38 protein-coding genes and 1 rRNA gene are annotated in these 22,318 nt (G+C 50.6%); 37 read left to right on the top strand and 2 right to left on the bottom strand.

Annotated features, from left to right (window positions below):
- The first annotated feature begins 1 nt into the window (after position 1).
- The 33 genes from rpsS to ACFSO0_RS05535 all read left to right on the top strand — a co-directional run bounded on the left by rpsS (position 2) and on the right by ACFSO0_RS05535 (position 18,617).
- Entirely contained in the window at positions 2-283 is a 282-nt protein-coding gene (rpsS, locus tag ACFSO0_RS05695; RefSeq protein ID WP_376877567.1) for a 30S ribosomal protein S19, read from the top strand.
- A gap of 29 nt (positions 284-312) precedes the next feature.
- Positions 313-645 carry a 50S ribosomal protein L22 gene (rplV, locus tag ACFSO0_RS05690; protein WP_376877564.1) on the top strand — a complete coding sequence of 111 codons (333 nt, stop codon included), beginning with the start codon at positions 313-315 and terminating at the stop codon, positions 643-645.
- 13 nt (positions 646-658) lie between these two features.
- Positions 659-1,321: a 30S ribosomal protein S3 gene (rpsC, locus tag ACFSO0_RS05685; protein WP_376877561.1), complete on the top strand. Its 663-nt coding sequence runs from the start codon at positions 659-661 to the stop codon at positions 1,319-1,321.
- 2 nt (positions 1,322-1,323) lie between these two features.
- Positions 1,324-1,758, top strand: coding sequence for a 50S ribosomal protein L16 (rplP, locus tag ACFSO0_RS05680; RefSeq protein WP_376877558.1), 435 nt, complete (start codon positions 1,324-1,326; stop codon positions 1,756-1,758).
- Entirely contained in the window at positions 1,748-1,945 is a 198-nt protein-coding gene (gene rpmC, locus ACFSO0_RS05675) for a 50S ribosomal protein L29 (RefSeq protein WP_005828838.1), read from the top strand. The genes rplP and rpmC overlap by 11 nt, the downstream gene beginning before the upstream one ends.
- Before the next feature lie 22 nt (positions 1,946-1,967).
- Positions 1,968-2,234 (top strand): 30S ribosomal protein S17, encoded by a 267-nt coding sequence (gene rpsQ / locus ACFSO0_RS05670; protein WP_092277002.1) that lies wholly within the window; start codon positions 1,968-1,970, stop codon positions 2,232-2,234.
- A 41-nt stretch (positions 2,235-2,275) separates the two neighbouring features.
- Complete coding sequence (gene rplN, locus ACFSO0_RS05665; RefSeq protein ID WP_310768134.1) at positions 2,276-2,644, top strand: 50S ribosomal protein L14; 369 nt, start codon at positions 2,276-2,278, stop codon at positions 2,642-2,644.
- 49 nt (positions 2,645-2,693) lie between these two features.
- Positions 2,694-3,008, top strand: a complete 315-nt coding sequence (gene rplX, locus ACFSO0_RS05660; RefSeq protein ID WP_376877552.1) for a 50S ribosomal protein L24 — start codon at positions 2,694-2,696, stop codon at positions 3,006-3,008.
- A 27-nt stretch (positions 3,009-3,035) separates the two neighbouring features.
- Positions 3,036-3,578: a 50S ribosomal protein L5 gene (rplE, locus tag ACFSO0_RS05655; protein WP_376877549.1), complete on the top strand. Its 543-nt coding sequence runs from the start codon at positions 3,036-3,038 to the stop codon at positions 3,576-3,578.
- Positions 3,579-3,602: 24 nt separating this feature from the next.
- Complete coding sequence (locus tag ACFSO0_RS05650) at positions 3,603-3,788, top strand: type Z 30S ribosomal protein S14 (protein ID WP_005828830.1); 186 nt, start codon at positions 3,603-3,605, stop codon at positions 3,786-3,788.
- A 27-nt stretch (positions 3,789-3,815) separates the two neighbouring features.
- Positions 3,816-4,214 carry a 30S ribosomal protein S8 gene (rpsH, locus tag ACFSO0_RS05645; RefSeq protein ID WP_376877544.1) on the top strand — a complete coding sequence of 133 codons (399 nt, stop codon included), beginning with the start codon at positions 3,816-3,818 and terminating at the stop codon, positions 4,212-4,214.
- Positions 4,215-4,249: 35 nt separating this feature from the next.
- Positions 4,250-4,786 carry a 50S ribosomal protein L6 gene (gene rplF / locus ACFSO0_RS05640; protein WP_376877541.1) on the top strand — a complete coding sequence of 179 codons (537 nt, stop codon included), beginning with the start codon at positions 4,250-4,252 and terminating at the stop codon, positions 4,784-4,786.
- Between the two features lie 33 nt (positions 4,787-4,819).
- Complete coding sequence (gene rplR, locus ACFSO0_RS05635; RefSeq protein WP_376877538.1) at positions 4,820-5,182, top strand: 50S ribosomal protein L18; 363 nt, start codon at positions 4,820-4,822, stop codon at positions 5,180-5,182.
- Positions 5,183-5,200: 18 nt separating this feature from the next.
- On the top strand, positions 5,201-5,698 hold the full coding sequence (gene rpsE / locus ACFSO0_RS05630) for a 30S ribosomal protein S5 (RefSeq protein ID WP_376877535.1): 498 nt from the start codon (positions 5,201-5,203) through the stop codon (positions 5,696-5,698).
- A gap of 17 nt (positions 5,699-5,715) precedes the next feature.
- Positions 5,716-5,895, top strand: coding sequence for a 50S ribosomal protein L30 (gene rpmD, locus ACFSO0_RS05625; RefSeq protein WP_092277020.1), 180 nt, complete (start codon positions 5,716-5,718; stop codon positions 5,893-5,895).
- Between the two features lie 32 nt (positions 5,896-5,927).
- Positions 5,928-6,368, top strand: coding sequence for a 50S ribosomal protein L15 (gene rplO / locus ACFSO0_RS05620; RefSeq protein WP_376877530.1), 441 nt, complete (start codon positions 5,928-5,930; stop codon positions 6,366-6,368).
- The gene (secY, locus tag ACFSO0_RS05615; protein ID WP_376877527.1) at positions 6,368-7,663 is read left to right on the top strand and encodes a preprotein translocase subunit SecY; all 1,296 of its coding nucleotides are present in this window, start codon (positions 6,368-6,370) and stop codon (positions 7,661-7,663) included. Before rplO ends, secY begins: the two co-directional genes overlap by 1 nt.
- A 60-nt stretch (positions 7,664-7,723) precedes the next feature.
- Positions 7,724-8,368, top strand: coding sequence for an adenylate kinase (locus ACFSO0_RS05610; protein WP_376877524.1), 645 nt, complete (start codon positions 7,724-7,726; stop codon positions 8,366-8,368).
- A gap of 6 nt (positions 8,369-8,374) precedes the next feature.
- Positions 8,375-9,121 carry a type I methionyl aminopeptidase gene (gene map, locus ACFSO0_RS05605; RefSeq protein WP_376877521.1) on the top strand — a complete coding sequence of 249 codons (747 nt, stop codon included), beginning with the start codon at positions 8,375-8,377 and terminating at the stop codon, positions 9,119-9,121.
- Positions 9,122-9,236: 115 nt separating this feature from the next.
- Positions 9,237-9,455 (top strand): translation initiation factor IF-1, encoded by a 219-nt coding sequence (gene infA, locus ACFSO0_RS05600; RefSeq protein WP_023558720.1) that lies wholly within the window; start codon positions 9,237-9,239, stop codon positions 9,453-9,455.
- Positions 9,456-9,489: 34 nt separating this feature from the next.
- Entirely contained in the window at positions 9,490-9,603 is a 114-nt protein-coding gene (gene rpmJ / locus ACFSO0_RS05595; RefSeq protein WP_122906754.1) for a 50S ribosomal protein L36, read from the top strand.
- Between the two features lie 21 nt (positions 9,604-9,624).
- A complete protein-coding gene (gene rpsM, locus ACFSO0_RS05590) occupies positions 9,625-9,993 on the top strand; it encodes a 30S ribosomal protein S13 (RefSeq protein WP_376877517.1) in 369 nt (122 codons plus the stop codon).
- Positions 9,994-10,009: 16 nt separating this feature from the next.
- Positions 10,010-10,411, top strand: a complete 402-nt coding sequence (rpsK, locus tag ACFSO0_RS05585; RefSeq protein ID WP_376877514.1) for a 30S ribosomal protein S11 — start codon at positions 10,010-10,012, stop codon at positions 10,409-10,411.
- A gap of 156 nt (positions 10,412-10,567) precedes the next feature.
- A complete protein-coding gene (locus ACFSO0_RS05580; RefSeq protein ID WP_376877511.1) occupies positions 10,568-11,512 on the top strand; it encodes a DNA-directed RNA polymerase subunit alpha in 945 nt (314 codons plus the stop codon).
- Between the two features lie 130 nt (positions 11,513-11,642).
- Entirely contained in the window at positions 11,643-12,002 is a 360-nt protein-coding gene (gene rplQ, locus ACFSO0_RS05575; RefSeq protein WP_376877507.1) for a 50S ribosomal protein L17, read from the top strand.
- Positions 12,003-12,199: 197 nt separating this feature from the next.
- A complete protein-coding gene (locus ACFSO0_RS05570; protein WP_376877504.1) occupies positions 12,200-13,045 on the top strand; it encodes an energy-coupling factor transporter ATPase in 846 nt (281 codons plus the stop codon).
- The gene (locus ACFSO0_RS05565) at positions 13,021-13,893 is read left to right on the top strand and encodes an energy-coupling factor transporter ATPase (protein ID WP_376877501.1); all 873 of its coding nucleotides are present in this window, start codon (positions 13,021-13,023) and stop codon (positions 13,891-13,893) included. Before ACFSO0_RS05570 ends, ACFSO0_RS05565 begins: the two co-directional genes overlap by 25 nt.
- A 2-nt stretch (positions 13,894-13,895) precedes the next feature.
- Positions 13,896-14,693, top strand: coding sequence for an energy-coupling factor transporter transmembrane component T family protein (locus ACFSO0_RS05560; RefSeq protein WP_376877498.1), 798 nt, complete (start codon positions 13,896-13,898; stop codon positions 14,691-14,693).
- Positions 14,690-15,424, top strand: a complete 735-nt coding sequence (gene truA, locus ACFSO0_RS05555) for a tRNA pseudouridine(38-40) synthase TruA (protein ID WP_376877495.1) — start codon at positions 14,690-14,692, stop codon at positions 15,422-15,424. The genes ACFSO0_RS05560 and truA overlap by 4 nt, the downstream gene beginning before the upstream one ends.
- Before the next feature lie 252 nt (positions 15,425-15,676).
- On the top strand, positions 15,677-16,114 hold the full coding sequence (gene rplM, locus ACFSO0_RS05550; protein ID WP_376877492.1) for a 50S ribosomal protein L13: 438 nt from the start codon (positions 15,677-15,679) through the stop codon (positions 16,112-16,114).
- Between the two features lie 20 nt (positions 16,115-16,134).
- Positions 16,135-16,527 (top strand): 30S ribosomal protein S9, encoded by a 393-nt coding sequence (gene rpsI / locus ACFSO0_RS05545; RefSeq protein ID WP_376877489.1) that lies wholly within the window; start codon positions 16,135-16,137, stop codon positions 16,525-16,527.
- Positions 16,528-16,684: 157 nt separating this feature from the next.
- Positions 16,685-17,401, top strand: coding sequence for an N-acetylmuramoyl-L-alanine amidase CwlD (cwlD, locus tag ACFSO0_RS05540; protein WP_376877486.1), 717 nt, complete (start codon positions 16,685-16,687; stop codon positions 17,399-17,401).
- A gap of 100 nt (positions 17,402-17,501) precedes the next feature.
- Positions 17,502-18,617 (top strand): P-loop NTPase, encoded by a 1,116-nt coding sequence (locus ACFSO0_RS05535; RefSeq protein ID WP_376877682.1) that lies wholly within the window; start codon positions 17,502-17,504, stop codon positions 18,615-18,617.
- Between the two features lie 62 nt (positions 18,618-18,679).
- Here the strand turns inward: ACFSO0_RS05535 and gerD are convergent, their stop codons facing one another.
- Positions 18,680-19,291 (bottom strand): spore germination lipoprotein GerD, encoded by a 612-nt coding sequence (gerD, locus tag ACFSO0_RS05530; RefSeq protein ID WP_376877483.1) that lies wholly within the window; start codon positions 19,289-19,291, stop codon positions 18,680-18,682.
- 125 nt (positions 19,292-19,416) lie between these two features.
- Between gerD and ACFSO0_RS05525 the strand changes: the two genes are divergently transcribed.
- Positions 19,417-20,004 (top strand): KinB-signaling pathway activation protein, encoded by a 588-nt coding sequence (locus ACFSO0_RS05525; RefSeq protein ID WP_376877480.1) that lies wholly within the window; start codon positions 19,417-19,419, stop codon positions 20,002-20,004.
- Between the two features lie 20 nt (positions 20,005-20,024).
- Here ACFSO0_RS05525 and pdaB read toward each other — a convergent pair whose 3' ends face one another.
- The gene (gene pdaB / locus ACFSO0_RS05520; RefSeq protein WP_376877477.1) at positions 20,025-20,786 is read right to left on the bottom strand and encodes a polysaccharide deacetylase family sporulation protein PdaB; all 762 of its coding nucleotides are present in this window, start codon (positions 20,784-20,786) and stop codon (positions 20,025-20,027) included.
- Between the two features lie 127 nt (positions 20,787-20,913).
- Here pdaB and ACFSO0_RS05515 point away from each other — a divergent pair, with 127 nt between their 5' ends.
- The 3 genes from ACFSO0_RS05515 to ACFSO0_RS05505 form a co-directional block, all read left to right on the top strand.
- Complete coding sequence (locus ACFSO0_RS05515) at positions 20,914-21,558, top strand: stage II sporulation protein M (protein WP_376877474.1); 645 nt, start codon at positions 20,914-20,916, stop codon at positions 21,556-21,558.
- A gap of 122 nt (positions 21,559-21,680) precedes the next feature.
- Positions 21,681-21,914 carry a hypothetical protein gene (locus tag ACFSO0_RS05510; protein ID WP_376877471.1) on the top strand — a complete coding sequence of 78 codons (234 nt, stop codon included), beginning with the start codon at positions 21,681-21,683 and terminating at the stop codon, positions 21,912-21,914.
- A gap of 203 nt (positions 21,915-22,117) precedes the next feature.
- Positions 22,118-22,318: ribosomal RNA gene (locus tag ACFSO0_RS05505) — 16S ribosomal RNA — on the top strand; the annotation flags it as partial.

The raw sequence follows: 22,318 nt of genomic DNA, 5'->3' as shown, positions 1-22,318 counted from the left end.
AATGGGACGTAGCTTGAAAAAGGGTCCTTTCGTGGATGACCACTTGATGAAAAAAGTTGACGAGCAAAATGAAAAGAACGAGAAGCGCGTGATCAAAACCTGGTCCCGCCGTTCCACCATCTTCCCTCAGTTCGTAGGACATACTTTTGCTGTGTACGATGGCCGTAAACACGTACCAGTGTATGTTACGGAAGACATGGTCGGTCATAAATTGGGTGAATTCGCACCAACTCGTACCTTCAAGGGTCACGTCGACAACGACAAGAAATCCAAGAAGCGCTAATTTTCTCTTGAGAGAGAGGAGGTACAAAGATGGAAGCAAAAGCAGTTGCTCGCAATATTCGCATCGCGTCTCGTAAAGTTCGCCTGGTGGTAGACTTGATCAGAGGCAAGCAAGTCGGTGAAGCGCTGGCGATCCTGAAACACACGCCAAAAGCAGCTTCTCCAGTTGTTGAAAAGCTCCTGAAGTCGGCTATTGCAAACGCTGAGCACAACTACGAGCTGGACCCAAACAACCTCGTAGTGAGCAAAATCTTCGTAGACCAAGGTCCTACGTTGAAGCGTTTCCGTCCGCGCGCTATGGGCCGCGCCAGCCGCATCCATAAACGCACGAGCCACATCACAGTGGTACTAAACGAGAAATAAGGAGGGATTACGTGTGGGTCAAAAGGTAAGCCCGGTCGGTCTTCGTATCGGTGTCATTCGTGACTGGGAGTCCAAATGGTACGCTGACAAGGACTTCGCGACACTGTTGCATGAAGACTTGAAAATCCGCAAGTTTGTAAAAGGGCGTCTGAAAGATGCTGCAGTATCCACAATCGAAATCGAACGCGCTGCAAATCGCGTAAACGTTACGATTCACACCGCTAAGCCTGGTATGGTAATTGGTAAAGGTGGAGCAGAGGTTGAAACCCTGCGCAAAGCTTTGACTGATCTGACCGGCAAACGCGTTCACATCAACATCAACGAAGTAAAACGTCCGGATCTGGATGCTACTCTGGTAGCTGAAAACATTGCACGCCAACTGGAAAACCGCATTTCCTTCCGCCGTGCGCAAAAGCAATCGATCACTCGTACGCTGCGCGCAGGTGCTAAAGGTATCAAAACCTTGGTTAGCGGTCGCCTTGGCGGTGCTGACATCGCACGTTCTGAAGGTTACAGCGAGGGTACTGTTCCGCTTCACACACTGCGTGCTGACATCGACTACGGTACTGCAGAAGCGCATACTACTTATGGTCGTATCGGTGTAAAAGTGTGGATCTACCGTGGAGAAGTCCTTCCAGCGAGAAAGAACGTCGCTACTGAGGAAGGAGGCAAGTAATCATGTTGACGCCAAAACGCGTGAAACACCGTAAACAACACCGCGGGAAAATGCATGGTAATGCTAAAGGCGGTACTACTGTTGCGTTCGGTGAATACGGATTGCAAGCATTGGAGCCATCTTGGGTAACGAACCGTCAGATCGAGGCTGCTCGTATCGCGATGACCCGTTACATCAAACGTGGCGGTAAAGTATGGATCAAAATTTTCCCTGATAAACCAGTAACACAAAAACCGCTTGAAGTACGGATGGGTTCCGGTAAAGGTTCTCCTGAGAAATGGGTAGCGGTAGTGAAACCAGGCAAGATCATGTTTGAACTTGCCGGCGTTCCTGAAGAAGTCGCTCGCGAAGCTATGCGTCTGGCTATGCACAAACTGCCGATCAAGTGCAAGTTCGTGAAGCGTGAAGAAGTGGGTGGTGACGCACATGAAGGCTAATGAGTTCCGTAATTTGACCACTGCCGAGATCGAACAAAACGTGGCTTCTTTGAAAGAAGAGTTGTTCAACCTTCGTTTCCAGCTGGCTACGGGTCAACTCGAAACCACATCTCGCATCAAACAAGTGCGTAAGGATATCGCACGTGCGAAAACCATCCTGCGCCAGAGAGAATTGGGAATCGGCTAATTATAGGAAGGAGGTTTGAACGATGACCGCAGAACGCAATATGCGTCGAACAGTTACTGGTCGCGTTGTTTCCGACAAAATGGATAAAACCATTGTTGTTCTCGTTGAAACTTACAAGACTCACCCACTGTACGGCAAACGCGTGAAGTACTCCAAAAAGTTCAAGGCTCACGACGAGAACAACACGGCAAAAGTGGGCGACATCGTAGAAATCATGGAAACTCGCCCATTGTCCAAAGACAAACGTTTCCGCCTGGTACGTATCGTCGAAGAGGCAGTAATCGTATAAGTCAGATTTTCGGATATCAATTCCGAAAGGAGGAACAGTAAATGATCCAAACTCAGACGAGATTGGCTGTTGCTGACAACTCCGGTGCAAAGGAACTCATGTGCATCAAGGTTCTGGGTGGTTCCGGTCGCAAAACGGCGAACATCGGTGATGTTATCGTGTGCTCCGTTAAATCCGCTACACCCGGCGGCGTTGTCAAGAAAGGTCAAGTAGTTAAAGCTGTTGTAGTACGCACAGTGAGCGGCGTTCGTCGTCAGGATGGTTCTTACATCCGTTTTGATGAAAATGCAGCTGTAGTCATCAAAGAAGATAAGTCCCCTCGTGGTACCCGTATCTTTGGACCTGTGGCTCGTGAGCTCCGCGAGAAGGATTTCATGAAGATCATCTCTCTGGCTCCAGAGGTTATCTAATTGAACGGAAAAACTCAGGCAGTTTGTTCGATAGGAGGTGCACCAGGCGATGCACGTTAAAAAAGGCGACACTGTTATCGTAATTGCGGGTAAAGATAAAGGCAAAAAAGGTCGCGTTCTCGCTGCTTATCCGAAAAAAGAACGCGTTCTGGTTGAAGGTATCAACCTCATTAAGAAACATACCCGTCCGTCCCAAGCCAACCCGCAAGGTGGCATTGTGACTCAAGAAGCGGCTATTCACGTTTCCAACGTATCTTTGATCGATCCGAAGACCGGAAAAGCTACTCGCATCGGTTACAAAGTATTGGAGAACGGCAAGAAAGTTCGGTACGCGAAAAAGTCTGGCGAAGTAATCGACAAGTAGTCAGGTTGGAAAGGAGGATGTCCTTAGATGGCAGCAAGACTGAAAGAAAAGTATACCAATGAGATCGTGCCTAGCTTGATGAGCAAGTTCAACTACACTTCCATCATGCAAGTGCCGAAAGTCGAAAAGATCATCATCAACATGGGTGTAGGCGAAGCAGTTGCTAACGCTAAAACCTTGGATTCTGCTGTAGAAGACCTGCAATTGATCGCTGGTCAAAAACCAGTAGTAACACGTGCTAAGAAATCCATCGCTGGTTTCAAACTGCGTGAAGGTATGCCGATCGGTGCGAAGGTTACTCTGCGCGGCGAGCGTATGTACCACTTCCTCGACAAGTTGATGAACGTATCTCTTCCGCGTGTCCGTGACTTCCGTGGAGTTTCCTCCAAGGCATTTGACGGCCGTGGTAACTACACACTTGGTCTGAAGGAACAACTGATCTTCCCTGAGATCGAGTATGATAAAATTGACAAGGTTCGCGGTATGGACATCGTTATCGTCACTTCCGCGAAAACGGATGAGGAAGCACGTCAACTGCTGACTGAAATGGGTATGCCATTCCGTAAATAAACCCACTCGTAAGGAGGGAAGAATGTGGCAAAGAAATCAATGATCATCAAGCAACAACGGCAGCCGAAGTTCGCAGTACGCGCGTACACTCGTTGCGAGCGTTGCGGACGTCCTCACTCCGTATTGCGCAAATTCAAACTCTGCCGTATTTGCTTCCGTGAACTTGCTTATAAAGGTCAAATTCCAGGCGTGAAAAAAGCAAGCTGGTAATTTGAAACGGGAAGGAGGTTTTCTCTCATGGTTATGACTGATCCAATCGCAGATATGCTGACTCGTATTCGTAACGCCAACATGGTTCGCCACGAGAAAGTGGAAATCCCGGCGTCCACCATCAAGAAGGAAATCGCACGCATTCTGAAGGAAGAAGGTTTCATCCGTGATGCAGAGTTTGTTGAAGACAACAAACAAGGTATCATCCGCGTATTCCTGAAATATGGTGCTGATAACGAACGTGTCATCACAGGTCTGAAACGTATCTCCAAACCTGGGCTTCGTGTTTACGCAAAACACAATGAAATTCCTAAGGTTCTGGGTGGCCTCGGTTGCGCGATCATCTCCACATCCAATGGCGTAATGACGGACAAGCAAGCTCGTCAAGCAGCTGTCGGCGGAGAAGTTCTTGCATACGTTTGGTAATTTAACAGATTGAAATAGCACAGGAGGTGCACCACATGTCTCGTGTCGGTAGAAAACCGATCGTGGTCCCTGCAGGCGTTACCCTCACTCTGAACGGTACTGAGCTGACGGTAAAGGGCCCTAAGGGTCAACTCGTTCGTAACTTTCATGAAGATATCAAAATCAACATTGCTGAGAACGAAGTAGTCGTAGAACGTCCTAGCGACAACAAACTGCATCGTTCCCTTCACGGTACGACTCGTGCGCTGATTGCCAACATGGTAAAAGGCGTATCGGAAGGCTTTACCCGCACTCTGGAGCTGGTCGGTGTAGGTTACCGTGCAGCGAAATCCGGAAACGGCGTAACACTGTCTCTCGGTTTCTCCCACCCGGTTGAAATCACACCGGAAGCCGGCATTGAAATCGAAGTGCCAAACCAAACCACTCTGGTGGTTAAAGGGATCAACAAAGAGCGCGTAGGTCAAGTTGCCGCTGAAATCCGTGCACTGCGCAAACCTGAGCCATACAAAGGCAAAGGGATCAAGTACAGTGACGAAGTGGTTCGTCGTAAAGAAGGTAAAAAAGGTAAATAAGCTCGTTAGCTTCATGAGAAAGGAGGCCGCTTAATGTTTACGAAAGCTGATAAAAACAAAGCTCGGAAAAAACGTCATCTGCGTATCCGCAGACGCGTGATCGGTACTGCGCTGCGTCCGCGCCTGAACGTGTTCCGTTCTTCCAAGCACATCTACGCTCAACTGATTGATGATGCGACTGGTGTAACTTTGGCATCTGCATCTTCTCTGGATAAAGAGCTGGGCCTGAAAAACGGCGCTAACGTAGAAGCTGCTACAGCAGTTGGTACGCTGATCGCTAAGCGTGCTCAAGAAAAAGGTACAACTGAAGTGATTTTTGACCGCGGCGGTTACATTTATCATGGACGTATTAAAGCACTGGCAGAAGCAGCTCGCGAAGCTGGACTGCAATTCTAACAACAAGGAGGGTAAGGAATGCGTATCGACCCTAGCAAATTAGAGCTCGAAGAAAAAGTAGTCGCTGTTAACCGTGTAGCAAAGACGGTTAAGGGTGGACGTCGCATGAGCTTCAGCGCCCTGGTTGTTGTGGGTGACCGTAACGGCCACGTAGGTGCTGGTATGGGTAAAGCTCAAGAAGTTCCAGACGCCATTCGCAAAGCGATTGACGACGCTAAGAAAAAATTGATCCGTGTACCAATGAGAGGAACAACTGTTCCGCACGAAGTTCTGTGCCAATTTGGTGCTGGTAAAGTTCTCATCAAGCCTGCTTCCGCTGGTACTGGTGTAATCGCGGGTGGACCTATCCGTGCCGTACTCGAACTGGCCGGTGTAGGCGACGTTTTGAGTAAGTCTCTTGGTTCCAACAATCCTATCAACATGGTCAACGCTACGCTGGAAGGCCTGAGCCGTCTGAAAACAGCGGAAGAAGTCGCGAAATTGCGCGGTAAGACTGTTGACGAGTTGCTGGGTTAATAAGGGAGGGAATGAACATGGCAAAATTGCAAATCACCCTCACACGCAGCCTGATCGGACGTCCAGTAGGACAACAAGAAACCGTAAAAGCACTGGGGCTTCGCAAAATCAACTCCACTGTAGTGAAAGAAGATAACGCTGCAATCCGTGGAATGGTTTTTAAAGTGAAACACCTGGTAGACGTAAAAGAAGTATAATTGAACATCTCAAGAGTTAGGAGGTGCAACGTATGAAATTGCATGAACTGCAACCTGCAGAAGGTTCCCGTCACACTCGTAAGCGCATCGGTCGCGGTATCGGTAGCGGCACTGGCAAAACTGCCGGTAAAGGTCACAAAGGTCAAAACGCTCGTTCCGGCGGTGGTGTACGCCCTGGTTTCGAGGGTGGTCAAAACCCATTGTACCGTCGTCTGCCTAAGCGCGGTTTCACTAACATCAGCCGCAAAGAATTTGCGATTGTTAGTCTGGATGCGCTGAACCGTTTTGAAGAGGGTACTGTAGTAACGCCTGAGTTGCTGAAAGAAGCTGGTGTTATCAGTGCGCTGCGCGACGGAGTTAAGGTTCTTGCTAACGGCGAACTGAAAGTGAAGCTGACTGTAAAAGCTCACAAGTTCTCCGGAGCTGCTGCTGAGAAGATCGCACAAGTCGGTGGAACAACCGAGGTGATCTAATGTTAGCGTCCTTAACTAACATTTTTAAAATTAGTGACCTGCGTCGCAAAATCTTGTTTACGCTCATGATGCTGGTAGTCTTCCGGATCGGAAGCTTCGTACCTGTCCCTAACGTAAACGTCGAGTTGTTTAAGCAAAACACAAACCATTTGCTTGGTATGTTGGATACCTTCTCCGGAGGGGCGCTGAAAAACTTCTCGATCTTTGCGATGGGAATCATGCCGTATATTACGGCATCGATTATCATGCAGCTGCTGTCGATGGACGTTATCCCAAAGCTTACGCAATGGGCACGTGAAGGCGAGGTTGGTCGACGCAAGATCGCTACGGTTACCCGCTATGGTACGATTGTCCTTGGTGCGATTCAATCGGTCGGGATGACAATCGGATTCAACAATATGGCGCCTGGCTTGCTCAAGGATACGTCCGTGGGCAGCTATGCTCTCATTGCGTTGTCACTGACGGCAGGTACCGCGTTCTTGATGTGGATGGGTGAACAGATTACTGAGAAAGGAATCGGTAACGGGATCTCAATCCTGATCGTTTCCGGTATCATCGCGAACATCCATAACGGTGTTGCGACGATTTACTCGACTCAGTTTGCTGATCCATCCCAAAACATTTTCTTCAGCATCGTTAAAGTTGTGATTATCCTCGTGGTGATCCTCGCGATTGTTGTCGGGGTTATCTTTATGCAGCAAGGTGTGCGCAAGATTCCGGTGCAATATGCCAAGCGCGTGGTTGGACGGAAAATGTACGGTGGTCAATCTACCCACATTCCACTGAAAATCAACTCTGCTGGTGTTATTCCGGTTATCTTCTCCATCTCGCTCGTGATTTTCCCTTCGACAATCGCCCAGTTCTGGGTTGACCAGTCCGGAACAGGCATTGCCAACTGGATTTATCAAAACTTCCAAGTTAGTGCACCGCTTGGAATGGTGCTGTACGCCATCTTGATTATCGGGTTTACTTATTTCTATACCTTTGTACAGATGAATCCTGTGCAAATGGCAGAGAACATGAGGAAAAACGGCGGTTACATTCCTGGTATTCGACCTGGTAAAAACACTGAGGTGTACATTACACGTACGTTGAACCGTTTGACATTGGCAGGCGCTCTCTTCTTGATGCTGATTTCCATCTTGCCGTTCTTCTTCAGCAAGCTGGCGAATCTGCCGCAGTCGATTTACATCGGCGGCACTTCGCTCTTGATCGTAATCGGGGTTTCCCTGGATACGATGAAACAGATCGAAAGCCAGATGATCAAGCGCCACTACCAAGGGTTCATCAAGTAATACCTATGTTTTTACAGGAAAAGTCTCTGTGCTTTTCTTTATGGGACGGAGGGAATGGACGTGAATATCATTCTGATGGGACTGCCTGGCGCCGGGAAAGGTACACAGGCAGAACGAATTGTTGAAGAGTTTGCCATCCCGCACATTTCGACTGGTGATATGTTCCGGGCTGCGGTCAAAAATGAAACGCCGCTCGGACTTCAGGCAAAGTCCTACATGGATAAAGGTCTGCTCGTTCCTGATGAGGTCGTCATCGGGATTGTGCGGGAACGTCTGTCGATGGACGACTGCGAAAAAGGATTCCTGCTCGATGGGTTCCCTCGCACTGTTCCGCAGGCAGAAGCGTTGACAGCTACTTTAAAGGAACTGGGACGCGATATTGATCATGTGATTCATATCAACGTTCGTCGGGAACTGCTGATTGAACGTCTGACCGGTCGCTGGATCTGCCCGGTTTGCGGAGCTAGCTATCATACGATGTTCAACCCTCCGAAAGAGGCTGGCGTGTGTGACAAAGATGGTGGCAAACTGTATCAGCGTGATGACGACAAGCCGGAAGTGGTAGCACAACGTCTGGATGTCAACATCGCACAGACGCAGCCGCTCATCGATTATTACTCCGCTCAGGGGCTCCTGCGTGATATCAATGGGGAACAAGATATCCAGGTAGTGTTTGCGGAAATTACGTCCTTGCTAAGAGGGTAATTGCAAATGATTATCCTGAAGTCGAAAGCAGAACTTGAGGTTATGCGCGAAGCTGGTCGGATCGTTGCACTCACCCATCAAGAACTGGCCAAGGCGATCAAGCCTGGTGTCACGACAAAGCAACTCGACGAAATTGCCGAGACGTTTATCCGTAGCATGGGAGCAATTCCATCGTTTAAAGGCTACGGTGGCTTTCCAGGAAGTATCTGTGCTTCAGTCAATGAAGAACTCGTACACGGGATCCCAGGAAAACGGGTATTACAAGAGGGAGACATCATCAGCTTGGACATCGGGGCTCAGTTTGAAGGGTTCCATGGAGACTCCGCTTGGACGTATCCGGTAGGTACGATTTCTGCAGAAAATGAGAAGCTGTTGCGGGTGACAGAAGAGTCGTTGTACAAGGGGCTTGAAAAGGCTGTTCCGGGTGCAAGACTGTCTGATATCTCACATGCCATTCAGGTTCATGCAGAAGCTGCCGGCTTCACTCTCGTTCGCGAGTACGTGGGGCATGGGATTGGGCAAAACTTGCACGAAGATCCGCAGGTTCCTAACTACGGGCCTCCCGGTCGGGGGCCACGGTTGAAACCGGGCATGGTGTTGGCAATTGAGCCAATGGTAAATGCCGGCGAACGTTATGTCCGCACATTGGAGGACAATTGGACGGTAGTTACAGTGGATCGGAAAACATGTGCTCATTTTGAACACACCATCGCGATTACGGAAGATGGCTATGAGATTTTTACACGGGTGTAAGCGGGAATTCCTCTTGTTTGGAATTGTCGTCCAACGTGTCGACGATAAGTTCGTTGTGTGATCATTTCGCAAAACTCATGGTCTGACTGAAGAGCAGAAGAAAGGAGAGTTTACCATGGCAAAAGATGATGTAATTGAGGTAGAAGGTACGGTAATCGAACCTTTGCCGAATGCTATGTTCCGGGTAGAATTAGAGAACGGACACAAGATCCTGGCTCACGTTTCCGGGAAAATCCGCATGCACTTTATCCGTATCCTGCCTGGGGATAAAGTAACTGTTGAACTGTCGCCGTACGACTTGACCCGCGGACGTATTACGTACCGCTATAAATAGTTTGTAAAACCCCTAGAAAAGGGAGGCAAGAACCATGAAAGTGAGACCTTCGGTTAAACCGATCTGCGAGAAATGCAAGGTCATCCGTCGCAGGGGTAATGTAATGGTTATTTGTGAAAATCCTAAGCATAAGCAAAAACAAGGGTAAACAAGGAGGTGCTTTTTACACATGGCACGTATTGCAGGCGTTGACTTGCCTCGCGAAAAACGCGTTGAAGTCGCTCTTACCTACATCTTTGGTATTGGCCGCCCCACGTCTCAAAAAATTCTGTCCGCCACTGGCGTAGATGTGAACACTCGTGTTCGCGATCTGACAGAAGACGAAGTTGCTAAACTTCGTGAGTACATCGACAAAAACGTCAAGGTGGAAGGCGATCTCCGTCGTGAGATCTCCCTGAACATCAAGCGTCTGATGGAAATCGGCTGCTTCCGTGGCATTCGTCATCGTCGTGGACTTCCGGTTCGCGGCCAACGCACTAAAACAAATGCTCGTACGCGCAAAGGCCCACGCCGTACAGTAGCTAACAAGAAGAAGTAAAGGAGGGTAATCTGACATGGCGAAAAGAAAACAGGCTACAGCTACACGTACCCGTCGTCGTGATCGCAAAAATGTGGAAGTCGGCGTAGCACATATCCGCTCCACATTCAACAACACGATTGTGACGATCACTGACCCGCACGGAAACGCGATCTCTTGGTCCAGTGCTGGTGCCCTCGGTTTCAAGGGTTCCCGCAAAAGCACTCCGTTTGCTGCGCAAATGGCTGCTGAAGCGGCTGCTCGTGTTGCGATGGAACACGGCATGCGTTCTCTTGAAGTATCTGTAAAAGGCCCAGGTGCTGGTCGTGAAGCTGCGATCCGTTCCCTGCAAGCTGCTGGTCTTGAAGTGAACGTGATTAAAGACGTGACACCGATTCCGCACAACGGTTGCCGTCCACCAAAACGTCGCCGCGTGTAACTGGTTTATATTGTTCAGAACATGTCCATACTAGAATGGTAAATTCTGATTTATAGCTTGTCATGCACGCAAACGGTAAACCGCCGGGGAAATTCCTGAGTGGGCACGTATGCGGCCCACCCAAGGATTTCGACGTTTTGAAGGAGGGTTTGTTTAATGATAGAAATAGAAAAACCAAAAATCGAGGTTGTGGAAGTTAGCGACGACAACTCGTATGGAAAGTTTGTTGTAGAACCTCTGGAGCGTGGCTACGGAACAACCCTTGGCAACTCGCTGAGACGAATCCTTCTTTCGTCTTTGCCGGGAGCTGCGGTTCGTACCGTGCAAATCGACGGAGTTCTGCACGAATTTTCTACAGTAGAAGGCGTCGTTGAAGATGTAACCGAGATCATCCTGAACATCAAAGGCTTGGCGCTGAAGATCCATTCCGATGAAGAAAAAGTAATCGAGATCGATGCAGAAGGCGAAGGCGTTGTCAAAGCGGGAGATATCCGTGCTGACAGTGATGTGGAGGTCTTAAACCCTGATCTTCATATTGCAACGTTGGCCAATGGCGGTCGTCTGCACATCCGCATGACAGCTGGACGTGGTCGTGGTTATGTTCAATCTGATGCAAACAAAACGGAAGACATGCCAATCGGCGTGATTCCGATTGATTCGATCTACACGCCAATCAAGCGCGTTAACTATCAAGTGGAAAATACCCGTGTCGGGCAAATGACCAACTATGACAAGTTGACCCTTGAGGTTTGGGCAAACGGCAGCATCAGCCCGGAAGAAGCCGTTAGCCTTGGCGCCAAAATCATGACGGAGCACCTGAACCTGTTCGTCGGTCTGACCGACGAGGCGAAAGATGCAGAAATCATGGTGGAAAAGGAAGAAGACAAGAAAGAAAAGGTACTCGAGATGACGATCGAGGAGCTGGATCTTTCTGTTCGTTCCTACAACTGCTTGAAGCGTGCCGGTATCAACACCGTGCAAGAGCTGACGCAGAAGACCGAAGAGGACATGATGAAAGTGCGCAACCTGGGACGCAAATCTCTGGAAGAAGTTCAAGAAAAGTTGGCTGAGTTGGGTCTTTCCCTCCGCAGCGACGACTAGAGACAGCAGGATACCCTTTGGCACGCTCTGTTCTCTCGAGTAAGTCCCCTCTTTGGGGGATTACAGATCTGGCTGGGTGATCGCAGAGCAATCTGCGAAGAATAGCCAGCGCGAAAAGGGAGGTAAGAACATGGCACACCGTAAATTGGGTCGTCGTAGCGATGCTCGTAAAGCGCTGTTCCGCGACTTGGTAACTGACCTGATCATCAACGAGCGCATCGAAACTACTGAGATGAAGGCGAAAGAACTCCGCCCAATCGCTGAGAAAATGATTACTCTCGCGAAACGTGGCGATCTGCACGCTCGTCGTCAAGTAGCTGCTTTCGTTCGCAAAGAAGTAGCGAACGCAGAAGGCCGCGATGCAGTTCAAAAACTGTTCGATGAATTGGCTCCTCGCTTCAAAGAGCGCAACGGCGGATACACTCGTATCCTGAAAGCCGGCCCTCGTCGTGGCGACGCTGCACCAATGGCTTACATCGAATTCGTTTAATAGGTCCATACAATCTGGTCGTTTCATCAAGGGTATGGGACTCGTGCCATGACCCGGAAACAACCGCGAAAAGGGTGGGGGCAGATCTGGTCATAGGCTGGACTCTGATTCAACCCTTTTTTCCTTATGTACAGATATAAGGGAGTATGGTCTGTGGTTCATTTCCTTGTGAAGGCTGGGGAGGATGTGAACGCCTCATGAGTGAGGAGAGTTTGCTGGCATTACGCCATGTCTCGTTCTCGTACGAAGGGGAAGAGCGGGTGCCGGTGCTCAAAAGCGTTGACCTGACGATCGAGAAAGGCTCGTTTGTATCCATCCTGGGACACAATGGATCGGGCAAGTCCACGATGGCGAAGCTGATGAACGCATTGCTTTTGCCAGAGGAAGGAACGATCCTCGTCAGCGGCATTGACACCCGGGATGGGGAGATGCTGTGGGAAGTGCGCCGTCATGTCGGAATGGTCTTTCAAAACCCGGACAATCAGATTGTCGGAGCTACCGTCGAGGACGATGTGGCGTTTGGCCTGGAAAACATGGGGGTAGACCCACAGGAGATGCGCAAACGGATTGATGAGGCCCTGCACGCGGTCGGGATGGAGAAGTACAGGACGACGCAGCCCTACCGGTTGTCAGGGGGACAAAAGCAGCGCATCGCCATCGCGGGAATTATGGCGATGCGGCCATCTGCCATCATTTTGGATGAAGCGACGGCGATGCTCGATCCCCAGGGCAGACAGGAAGTGATGCTGCTCGCTCGCCGTCTTAATCGGGAAGAGGGCATTACCATTATCAACATTACGCATTTCCCCGAGGAAGCGGTCTTTTCCGACCACGTGACGGTCATGAATGCGGGAGAAGTTCTGATGGAAGGGACGCCCCATGACGTGTTCAGCCAGGTAGAACGGTTGCAGGCAGCAGGGCTGGATGTGCCTTTTGCCGTTCGGGTGCGTCATGAGCTGGCGGCCCAGGGAATCAATCTCCCGTTTGTACTGCACCAAGAGGAGCTGGTGGAGCACGTATGCAGATTACTTTCGACCAGGTAAGTCATATATACGGCAGAGGAACGCCATTTGAACGGCTCGCTTTGCAGGACGTCTCTTTGACGATTCCGTCCGGTTCCTTTGTCGGCATTATCGGGCAGACCGGCTCCGGCAAGTCCACGCTGATCCAGCATCTGAACGGGCTCCTTGCCCCCACGTCCGGACGGATCTTGCTCGGGGATGTGGAAATTACCCCGACCCGGCGTTTGCCCCATGCGAAGCGCCGTGAGATCGGGCTGGTCTTTCAGTACCCCGAGCACCAGCTGTTCGAGGAAACCGTGGCCAAGGACGTCGCGTTCGGACCGCTGAATTTTGATTTGCCCCCGGACATGGTCGAATCGCGGACGCGGGAGTCGTTGGAAATCGTCGGGCTTGACTATGAAGCCGTCAAGGACCGCTCCCCGTTTCAGTTGAGCGGCGGGCAAATGCGGCGGGTGGCGATCGCAGGCGTTTTGGCCTTGCAGCCGAAAGTGCTGGTATTGGATGAACCGACAGCCGGTTTGGACCCTGCAGGGCGCAAGGCGATTCTGGAGGGGATCTACCGCATTCACCGGGAGCAGCGGCTGACGACTTTGCTCGTCACGCACAGCATGGAGGAAGCGGCGCGGTACGCCGATTATTTGCTGGTGATGGCAGGAGGGCAGGTCGCGCTGGAGGGGACGCCGCAGGACGTATTCCAGCAGGCTGATCTGCTGAAACAGTTATCTCTGGATGTGCCGGAAACTGTCGCGATGGTTTCCCGGCTGAATCAATTGTTGCCGGACAGCGAACATTTGCCGCTCTCCCTTTATCGGGAAGAAGAGCTGATTGGCCATCTGCTGGAACGGCTGTCCGTGCCAAAGGAGCGTTAGGCATGCTGCAAAACATTGCCATTGGTCAATACGTGCCGGGACAGTCCTTTCTCCACCGCGCGGACCCGCGAAGCAAATTGCTCTTTATCATTCTTTTTGCCACTTTGGTCTTTTTGGCGAACAACACGGTGACGTACGCGGTGCTGGTCGTGTTTTCGCTGTTCGTAGCGCTGCTGTCCCGGCTTTCGCTCGGCTATATTTTGAAGAGCCTGAAGCCGGTCTGGATCTTGATCCTGTTTACGGTTGTCCTGCAGGTGTTTATCACAAAAGGCGGAGCCGTCTACTATCAATGGGGAAGCTTTACCATCGAGGAAGAGGGAGTGCGGCAAGCGATCTTTATTTCCCTGCGGTTGGGGCTGCTCGTGCTGATCAGTTCCTTTCTGACATTGACGACATCCCCCATTGATTTGACTGAAGGGCTGGAGCGTTTGCTGGGGCCGTTTGGGCGCATCGGGGTACCCGTCCATGAAATTGCGCTCATGATGTCGATTGCCCTGCGCTTTATTCCGACGCTGATGGAGGAGACGGACAAGATCATCAAGGCACAGACTGCTCGCGGAGCTGACTTTACCAGCGGCAACCTCGTTCGCCGTGCGAAAAATCTCGTTCCGATCGCGATCCCGCTGTTCGTCAGCGCGTTCCGCCGTGCAGAGGAGTTGGCACTTGCGATGGAGGCTCGCGGATACCGGGGCGGAGTCGGGAGAACGAGGCTGAACAAGCTCGCCTTTTCCTGGCGCGATGTTTGCGTCGCTGTTGCAGGGGTTGTACTGGTGGGCGTGATAGGGTGGTGGCGTACTTGAGACGGCTGAAATGTGTAGTAGCTTATGACGGTACCGATTTTAGCGGCTTTCAGGTGCAGCCAGATCAGGTGACGGTGCAGGGAGAGATCGAAGCGGCTTTGCAGCGGGTAACAGGCGAGCAGATTCAAATATCCGGCTCCGGACGAACGGACGCCGGTGTTCACGCGCGCGGCCAGGTCATTCATTTCGATACGGCCAGCAGCATCCCGCTGGAAAAATGGGGATTTGTGCTGAACAATCAGCTGCCAGGCTCGATTGTCGTTCGCTCGGTCGAAGAGGTGCCGGATACGTTTCACGCCCGCTTTGACGTGCAGGTAAAAGAGTACCGCTACTGTATCGACAACAATCCGGTTGCCGATGTATTTCGCCATCGATACGCGGATCACATCCGTTTTCCGCTCGATGTTGCGGCGATGCAGCAGGCTGCCCGCCATTTGGTCGGCGAGCACGACTTCACCTCGTTCTGTTCGGCGAAGACTTTTGTGGAGGACAAGGTCCGTACGATTTACAGTCTTTCTGTCGAGCGGCTGGGGAATGAAGTGTGGGTGATCTGCCGGGGCAACGGTTTTTTGTACAACATGGTGAGGATCATCGTAGGTACGCTGGTGGAAGTTGGACAGGGCAAACGCCACCCCGATGAGCTGCGGGACATTCTTGCTGCCTGCGACCGGGAGAGGGCGGGGAAAACCGCTCCAGCCAAAGGGCTAACCATGTGGGAAGTCATCTACTGACGACGTAATTTCCAGTTAATAGAGCGAGTGAAGGCTCTTGACTATGACCCTTTGATTGTAGTACGATAATCCTTGGTATTTTAACCCCGCTAGCCCCACTCTAGCCCCGGGATTGAAAGACAAGATCGTGATGAAACACCTGGAAGTGTTGCTCACCCGTTACGCAGCATCACTTTCCATTGCAAGTTTCAGCTGTGTTGTTTTACAAGTAAATGTGAAATGTGCAAGGTAAGATACTTAGGAGGGACAAACATGCGTACCACATATATGGCGAAACCGCTCGAAGTTGAGCGTAAATGGTACATCGTTGACGCAGAAGGTCAAACGCTGGGCCGCCTGGCTAGCGAAGTAGCTTCGATTCTGCGCGGCAAACTGAAACCGGAATTCACTCCTCACGTTGATACTGGCGATTTCGTAATCGTGATCAATGCTGACAAAGTGAAACTGACTGGTAAAAAACTGCAAGACAAAATCTACTACACTCACTCCCTGTATCCAGGTGGTTTGAAAAAGACCACTGCTGGTGACATGCTGAACAAAAAACCAGCTCGCATGTTTGAACTGGCTGTAAAAGGCATGCTGCCGAAAAACAGCCTGGGACGTCAAATGTTCACCAAGCTGAAAGTATACGCTGGTACTGAACATCCGCACGCAGCGCAAAAACCAGAAGTATGGCAAATTCGCGGTTAAGGTAAAGGGAGGAAATATACGTGGCACAAGTACAATACTACGGTACAGGTCGTCGTAAGCACTCCGTTGCACGTGTTCGCCTGGTTCCAGGTGAAGGTCGCATTGTGATCAACAAACGTGACATGGACACTTACTTTGGTTTGGAAACACTGAAACTGATTGTAAAACAACCACTCGTTCTGACTGAAACCCTCGGTCGTTACGATGTTCTCGTAAACGTAAACGGCGGCGGAACCACTGGTCAAGCTGGTGCAATCCGTCACGGTGTGGCTCGCGCTCTGCTGAAAGCAGATCCGGAACTGCGCGGCGCTCTGAAACGCGCTGGCTTCCTGACTCGCGACCCTCGTATGAAAGAGCGTAAAAAGTACGGCTTGAAAGCTGCTCGTCGCGCTCCTCAATTCTCCAAACGCTAATTGTTGTGCGTACAAGGCTCTCGAACCTTTTGGTTTGGGGGTCTTTTTTCATGCTTTCCGCTGGCTCCCTTTGCCGACTCGCTGTTTTCGCGTGGAATATTTGCCCATGTCTGTCCATATGATGGATACGAGAATGGGACAAAGGGGACGGTACACAGTGACACGAAAAGGGATAGGCTGGATTTTGGCTTTCGCGCTGCTGTTGGTGTTGTTCACCTATGAAACGCCGGATCGCTCTTCCTGGACAGCGTGGTCGCTCCCACTGGCTGGGACAGTGATTGCCATCGATCCTGGACATGGGGGCAAAGACGGCGGCGCAACCTCCGCATCCGGAGAAGTGGTGGAAAAGGACGTGACGCTTGCGATCAGCATGTACCTGCGGGACTTTTTGCAGCAATCCGGTGCGTACGTCATCATGACCAGGGAAGAGGACAAAGATTTGGCCTCGCCGGATGCTGACGCGAGCCGAAAGCGCAAGTCCGAGGACATCCGCAACCGGGTCAAGCTCGTCAATGAGAACGCTCCTGACTTTCTCATCAGCATTCACGTCAATTCCATTCCATCTCCCAAGTGGTCGGGTGCGCAGACGTTTTACTCGCCGACCTTCAAAAAGAGCGCGGAAATGTCCTACCTCATTCAGGACGAGATCAAGCGCGTGATCGGCAATACAGACCGGGTGCCGAGCAAGATCAACAACGTCTTTCTCATCCGCGAAGTGACGTGTCCGGCTGTCTTGGTCGAAGTCGGGTTTGTGAGCAATACAGAGGAGGCCAGGAAGCTGCAGTCCGTGGATTACCAGAAAGCCATGGCAAATGCCATTTATCAAGGGATTCTGCGCCATTATTCGGGCGAAAAGGTGCCAGATACACCCTGAACATGTGCGGCTCGTGTTCCTTGGAAGCGAATGTGCTATAATGAACGCGCGAACATAAAAGTTAGGGATCGTCGAAAAGAAAACAGATGAGGTGAACATGATGTTGACCAAAGAGAAAGTGCTCGAGGCGCTGCGAGATGTAAAGGACCCCGAGATCAATCGCAGTCTGGTCGAATTGAATATGATCCGTGACATCCGTATCGAAGGAACTACCGTAAGTCTTACGGTAGTCCTCACCATTACGGGCTGTCCGCTGAAAGCCAAGATCGAAGACGATGTCATCGCTGCATTGCGCGAGCTGGGCGCAGAGCATGTCCAGCTGCAATTTGGAGCCATGACAGATGAAGAGCGTGCCGCATTGAGTGCCCAGCTGCGTGCAGGAGCAGGTGCTGGACAGACGCACAACATGACACCCGGACAAGCACCTGTGCTCAATCCGATCCTCGATAAAAACTCGAAGACGACCTTCATCGCCATTACTTCCGGGAAAGGCGGCGTAGGAAAATCGACCGTAACCGTCAACCTGGCAGTCGCTCTGGCGCGCCTGGGCAAAAAGGTCGGAATTATCGATGCCGATATTTACGGCTTCAGCGTGCCGGATATGATGAATATCGAACAGCGTCCGACGGTGATCGGCGAGACGATCCTGCCGGTGGAAAAAATGAACGTCAAAGTCATGTCGATGGGCTTTTTCGTGGAGGACAATTCCCCGATCATCTGGCGCGGTCCAATGCTGGGCAAAATGCTGCGCAATTTCTTCTCGGAAGTGCACTGGGGAGAAGACCTGGATTACCTCTTGCTGGACTTGCCTCCAGGCACCGGGGACATGGCGCTGGACGTCCATACGATGATCCCGCAAAGCATGGAAATTGTCGTCACGACGCCGCACGCGACCGCTGCCTTCGTCGCAGCACGCGCCGGAGCTATGGCCAAGCGCACCGGACATGAAATTCTCGGCGTTGTGGAAAACATGGCCTGGTACGAGGCGAAAGACGGGTCCAAGGAATACGTCTTTGGCCGAGGCGGAGGCGCCAAGCTGGCCGAAACGCTGGCTTGTGAGCTGCTGGCGCAAATTCCGCTGGGTCAGCCTGACAACCATCCGTCCGAGCCGGACTATACGCCTTCCATTTACCGCGAGCAATCGGCCATCGGGCAGCTCTACATGGAGATGGCCAAACGCGTCGACGAGAAGTGCAGCAGCATCGTCAAATCATAACCGTAACGGAAACAAAAAGGTGGGCTCTCCGTATCAAGAGCTCACCTTTTTTGTCCGCTTTGCTACGAATTGCCGCTGTCTTTGCTCTTTCCGCCTTTTTTCGGCTTGAGCTCTTTCGGCTTGGTCAAATCTTCCTGCGCTTTGGTCATCAGCTTGAGCATTTCAGCCTGAAACAGCGGGCTTTGCAAAGCTTCCTTCATAATCTGCATCGTCTGCTGGCGATAAGCAGAGCTTTTCATCAGATCCATCAGATTTTTTTCAAACTCCGGGTCCTTCATGACGGCGATCAGTTCTTTTTGGTATTCCGGGTCTTTCATCAAGTCCTTCATCAAGTTCTTTTGCTCGTTTTTCATGGACTTGGCGAGTGTGCTGGCGAATTTCGGGTCTTTGAACGCCTCTTTGATATGGGGACTGTTCGGGTTGGTTATACTCTGGATCAAAGTGGTGCGCACCGTAGCTTCGTCCATCATAATATTTTGTTTGAACTTTTCGTCCTTCATCATTTTTTCCATGGACGCCTTCGCTTCGTCCGTTTGCAATATGTCCAGCACCATGTCTTTTACGCTTTTATAATCCGGTTGCGATGAGCCTTGTGCTTGTCCGCCGCTTGAGCAACCGGTCATAACCAGACAGACAATTGCCAGCAGCCAAATGGTCATTGACTTTCTTGCCATGGGGTGGACACCTCCTTCTTTGCTCTACCTACAAGTAACGTGCGCATTTTGTTTCGTTCTTACGCTAGTATTTTCTTGCATGCATTGGTACAATCATATTCGATGTGGATGGGAGGGAATGTTTGGTGAGTTTGCGTAAGTATGCCTGGCTGTTCTTGACGACCTTGCTGCTCGGCGGATTAGGCGGAGCACTTGTCGCTCTTGTTTTTGATTTTGGAAAACTGACGGAGAGCAGCGTCGGCAATTTTTTGGTAGGCATCTTGATGTACGTATTGTACGGGATGACCATCAGCATCGTGGCCCAGATGGGTTTTTTTGCGTATATGACGATCAACTACTTTGCCAAAACTATCTTCAAAAGCCCTTCTTTGTGGAAAAGCGTCCAGGTTTTCCTCGTCATATTTGCCTTTTTTGATATGATTTACCTGCGTTATACAGCTCTGGGAGAAGGGGGAGCCATCGGGCCTTTTTTTATTGAACCGATTCTTCTGCTGATCGTCGCCGTGGTGACTGCCTATGGCAAATCGAGCTTGACCAACCGTTCGGCCTGGATTCCTACGTTGTTCTTCATGTTTGTCGGGACGGCACTGGAATGGATTCCTGCGCTCAAGCAGCCGGATGTACATTCCACCTTGTCCATGCTTGTTCCGTTATTGTTTTGCAACGTCTGGCAAGTCATGCAATTGCATCGTCTGGTAAACAGAGAAAGCTGACCGGTGTGGGTCAGCTTTTTTTATTCAACTTCTTTGCTTTTTACATTCGTTCCTGCGATCAGCTCGGATACGGTGACAAACTCGTAGCCTTGCTGGCGCAGTTTATCGATGATAACAGGGAGGGCGAGATGCGTCTCCTTACAGGAATCGCTGGCATGCATCAGGATGATGTCACCAGGGTGCGCTTTGGACAGTACATTGTTGATGATGGCCTCTGTACCGGGATTGGTCCAGTCTTTTGAGTCCGTATCCCACTGAATGACGGAATATCCCAGGTCGCTGGCGATTTGCAGGACGCGTTTGTCGAAGTCGCCGTTGGGCAGCCGGATCAGATTGGGCTTCTTGCCTGTCATCTCCGTGAGAATGGTGTCCGCTTTGCTGATCTGGGCGCGGATTTCCTCATCGGTATATTTGCTGTAATTGTCATGTTTGTGGCCGTGTGAGCCGATTTCAAAACCGTCTTCCTTGATCCGTTTAACGATTTCCGGATGGCGCTGGCTCCACGGAGAGGAGAGAAAAATGGTCGATTTCACGTTTTTTGCTTTCAAAATGTCCAGGATGGGAACGGTGCGTGTCTCTCCCCAGCTGATGTCGAAGGTCAAGGCGATCTTTTTTTCCTTGGTATCGACCTTGTAGATCGCTTGAGGGGCCTGATTGTTGCCCGAAAAGGCGGCGATGGTGTCGCGCTCCGCATAGCCGATCCCCGCAGCCAGCAAGAGGGCGGTGACAATGATCAAGATTTGTTTCAGCCGTTGTGCACTCACCACGTACATCCTTCTCATGGAAAAGCACCTCCTTTGTCCGATAACAGTTTATGCATGCAAGACAAGGATATTCTTTGGCCTGCCGGCTATTGTTGGGGTACAATGCATATAGTGGAATTACCAGGCTGTAAAAGGAGCGTGGCTCATGAAAAATCAATTGCGACAGTTGTGGACAGATAATAAGGGATATTTTCTTGCCGCATGCTTTCTGTTTATTCTTGGCGGATTAATCGGATATTGGCAGGCACCGGCTGTGGAAGCCATGGTCAAAGAGCTTCTCGGTCAACTGCAGGAAATAGTGGACAGGATTGAAGAAAGTGGCGGGGGCGTATTCGCGACCTTCTGGATGATTTTCTCCAACAACGTAGTCAGTGCATTGATGATGATGGCTCTTGGGCTGTTTTTTGCATTGTTTCCTATTATTGGATTGGTCACAAACGGAATTTTGCTCGGGTTTATCCTCGCCAATGCTTCGGGAGTCAGTCCGTGGCTGATGCTCGCCGCTGGAATTTTGCCGCACGGAATTTTTGAACTGCCGGCGGTGCTCTTTGCAGCAGGGGTAGGGATGCGTCTTGGTGTGCTGAGTTTCCGCTCGGTCGGTGTCCTGATTCAACCGCACAAAGCAGAAAAATTGAAAAATGATTGGTATGATACGCTGAAGCAATTTCCAGCAGCCGTTTTGCTGGTGATTGGGTTGCTACTGGTGGCTGGGATTGTGGAAAGCTCAATCACGCCGTATGTCATGCATGAGTGGATAGGAGGAAAGGTGCAGTTAAACCTGCTGAAATGAGCTTTACCAACTAAATAGCCCATCGTATTGAAGCCTTCCTAAACGGAGGCTTTTATTTTTGAATAGGGCTGAATTCTGATGGAAAGGATAGAGGGAGATTCGTTAGGCGGAGGTCGATTTCAGTGTTAGGTTTTTTGTTTAACACGAAAGAAGTGCAAGAGCTTGAGTATCTGCTAAAACGCGAATTGGAAGAGTTGCTGCTGGACTTAAGTGACAAGCGCATTGACTGCTTGGTAAAGCGGGCTATGGAGGAGAGGTACGCGATTATGTTCCGCATGTACGCCAGAATCGCTTCCCCCAATGAGCTTTCCAAGTACGTCAGACGCAGAAAAATCGGGGACGAGCATTTTACTTGAAATCTTTTTTAAAAAACCTATTGACTCCAATATGGGTAACATGATAGATTAATTCTTGTCCTTAAGACGGCGTAACAAAATACGATGAGCTTGAGGCGCGAAAGCAAGACGATTTGCTCCTTGAAAACTGAACAGCGAAAGCGTTGATGAGTCTATTATTTAATGATTTGCCAGCTTGAAAAGCGATGAACCAGAAACAAACTTTATTGGAGAGTTTGATCCTGGCTCAGGACGAACGCTGGCGGCGTGCCTAATACATGCAAGTCGAGCGAGGGTCTTCGGACCCTAGCGGCGGACGGGTGAGTAACACGTAGGCAACCTGCCCGTAAGACTGGGATAACATAGGGAAACTTATGCTAATACCAGATAGAGTCTGCTCTCGCATGAGAGAAGACGGAAAGGTG

It is taken from the genome of Brevibacillus sp. GCM10020057, from assembly GCF_042683565.1.
In the GTDB taxonomy this organism is placed as follows: Bacteria; Bacillota; Bacilli; order Brevibacillales; family Brevibacillaceae; genus Brevibacillus.
The sequence above is the reverse complement of the archived record's forward strand: the minus strand, read 5'-3'. Positions and strand labels throughout refer to the sequence as shown.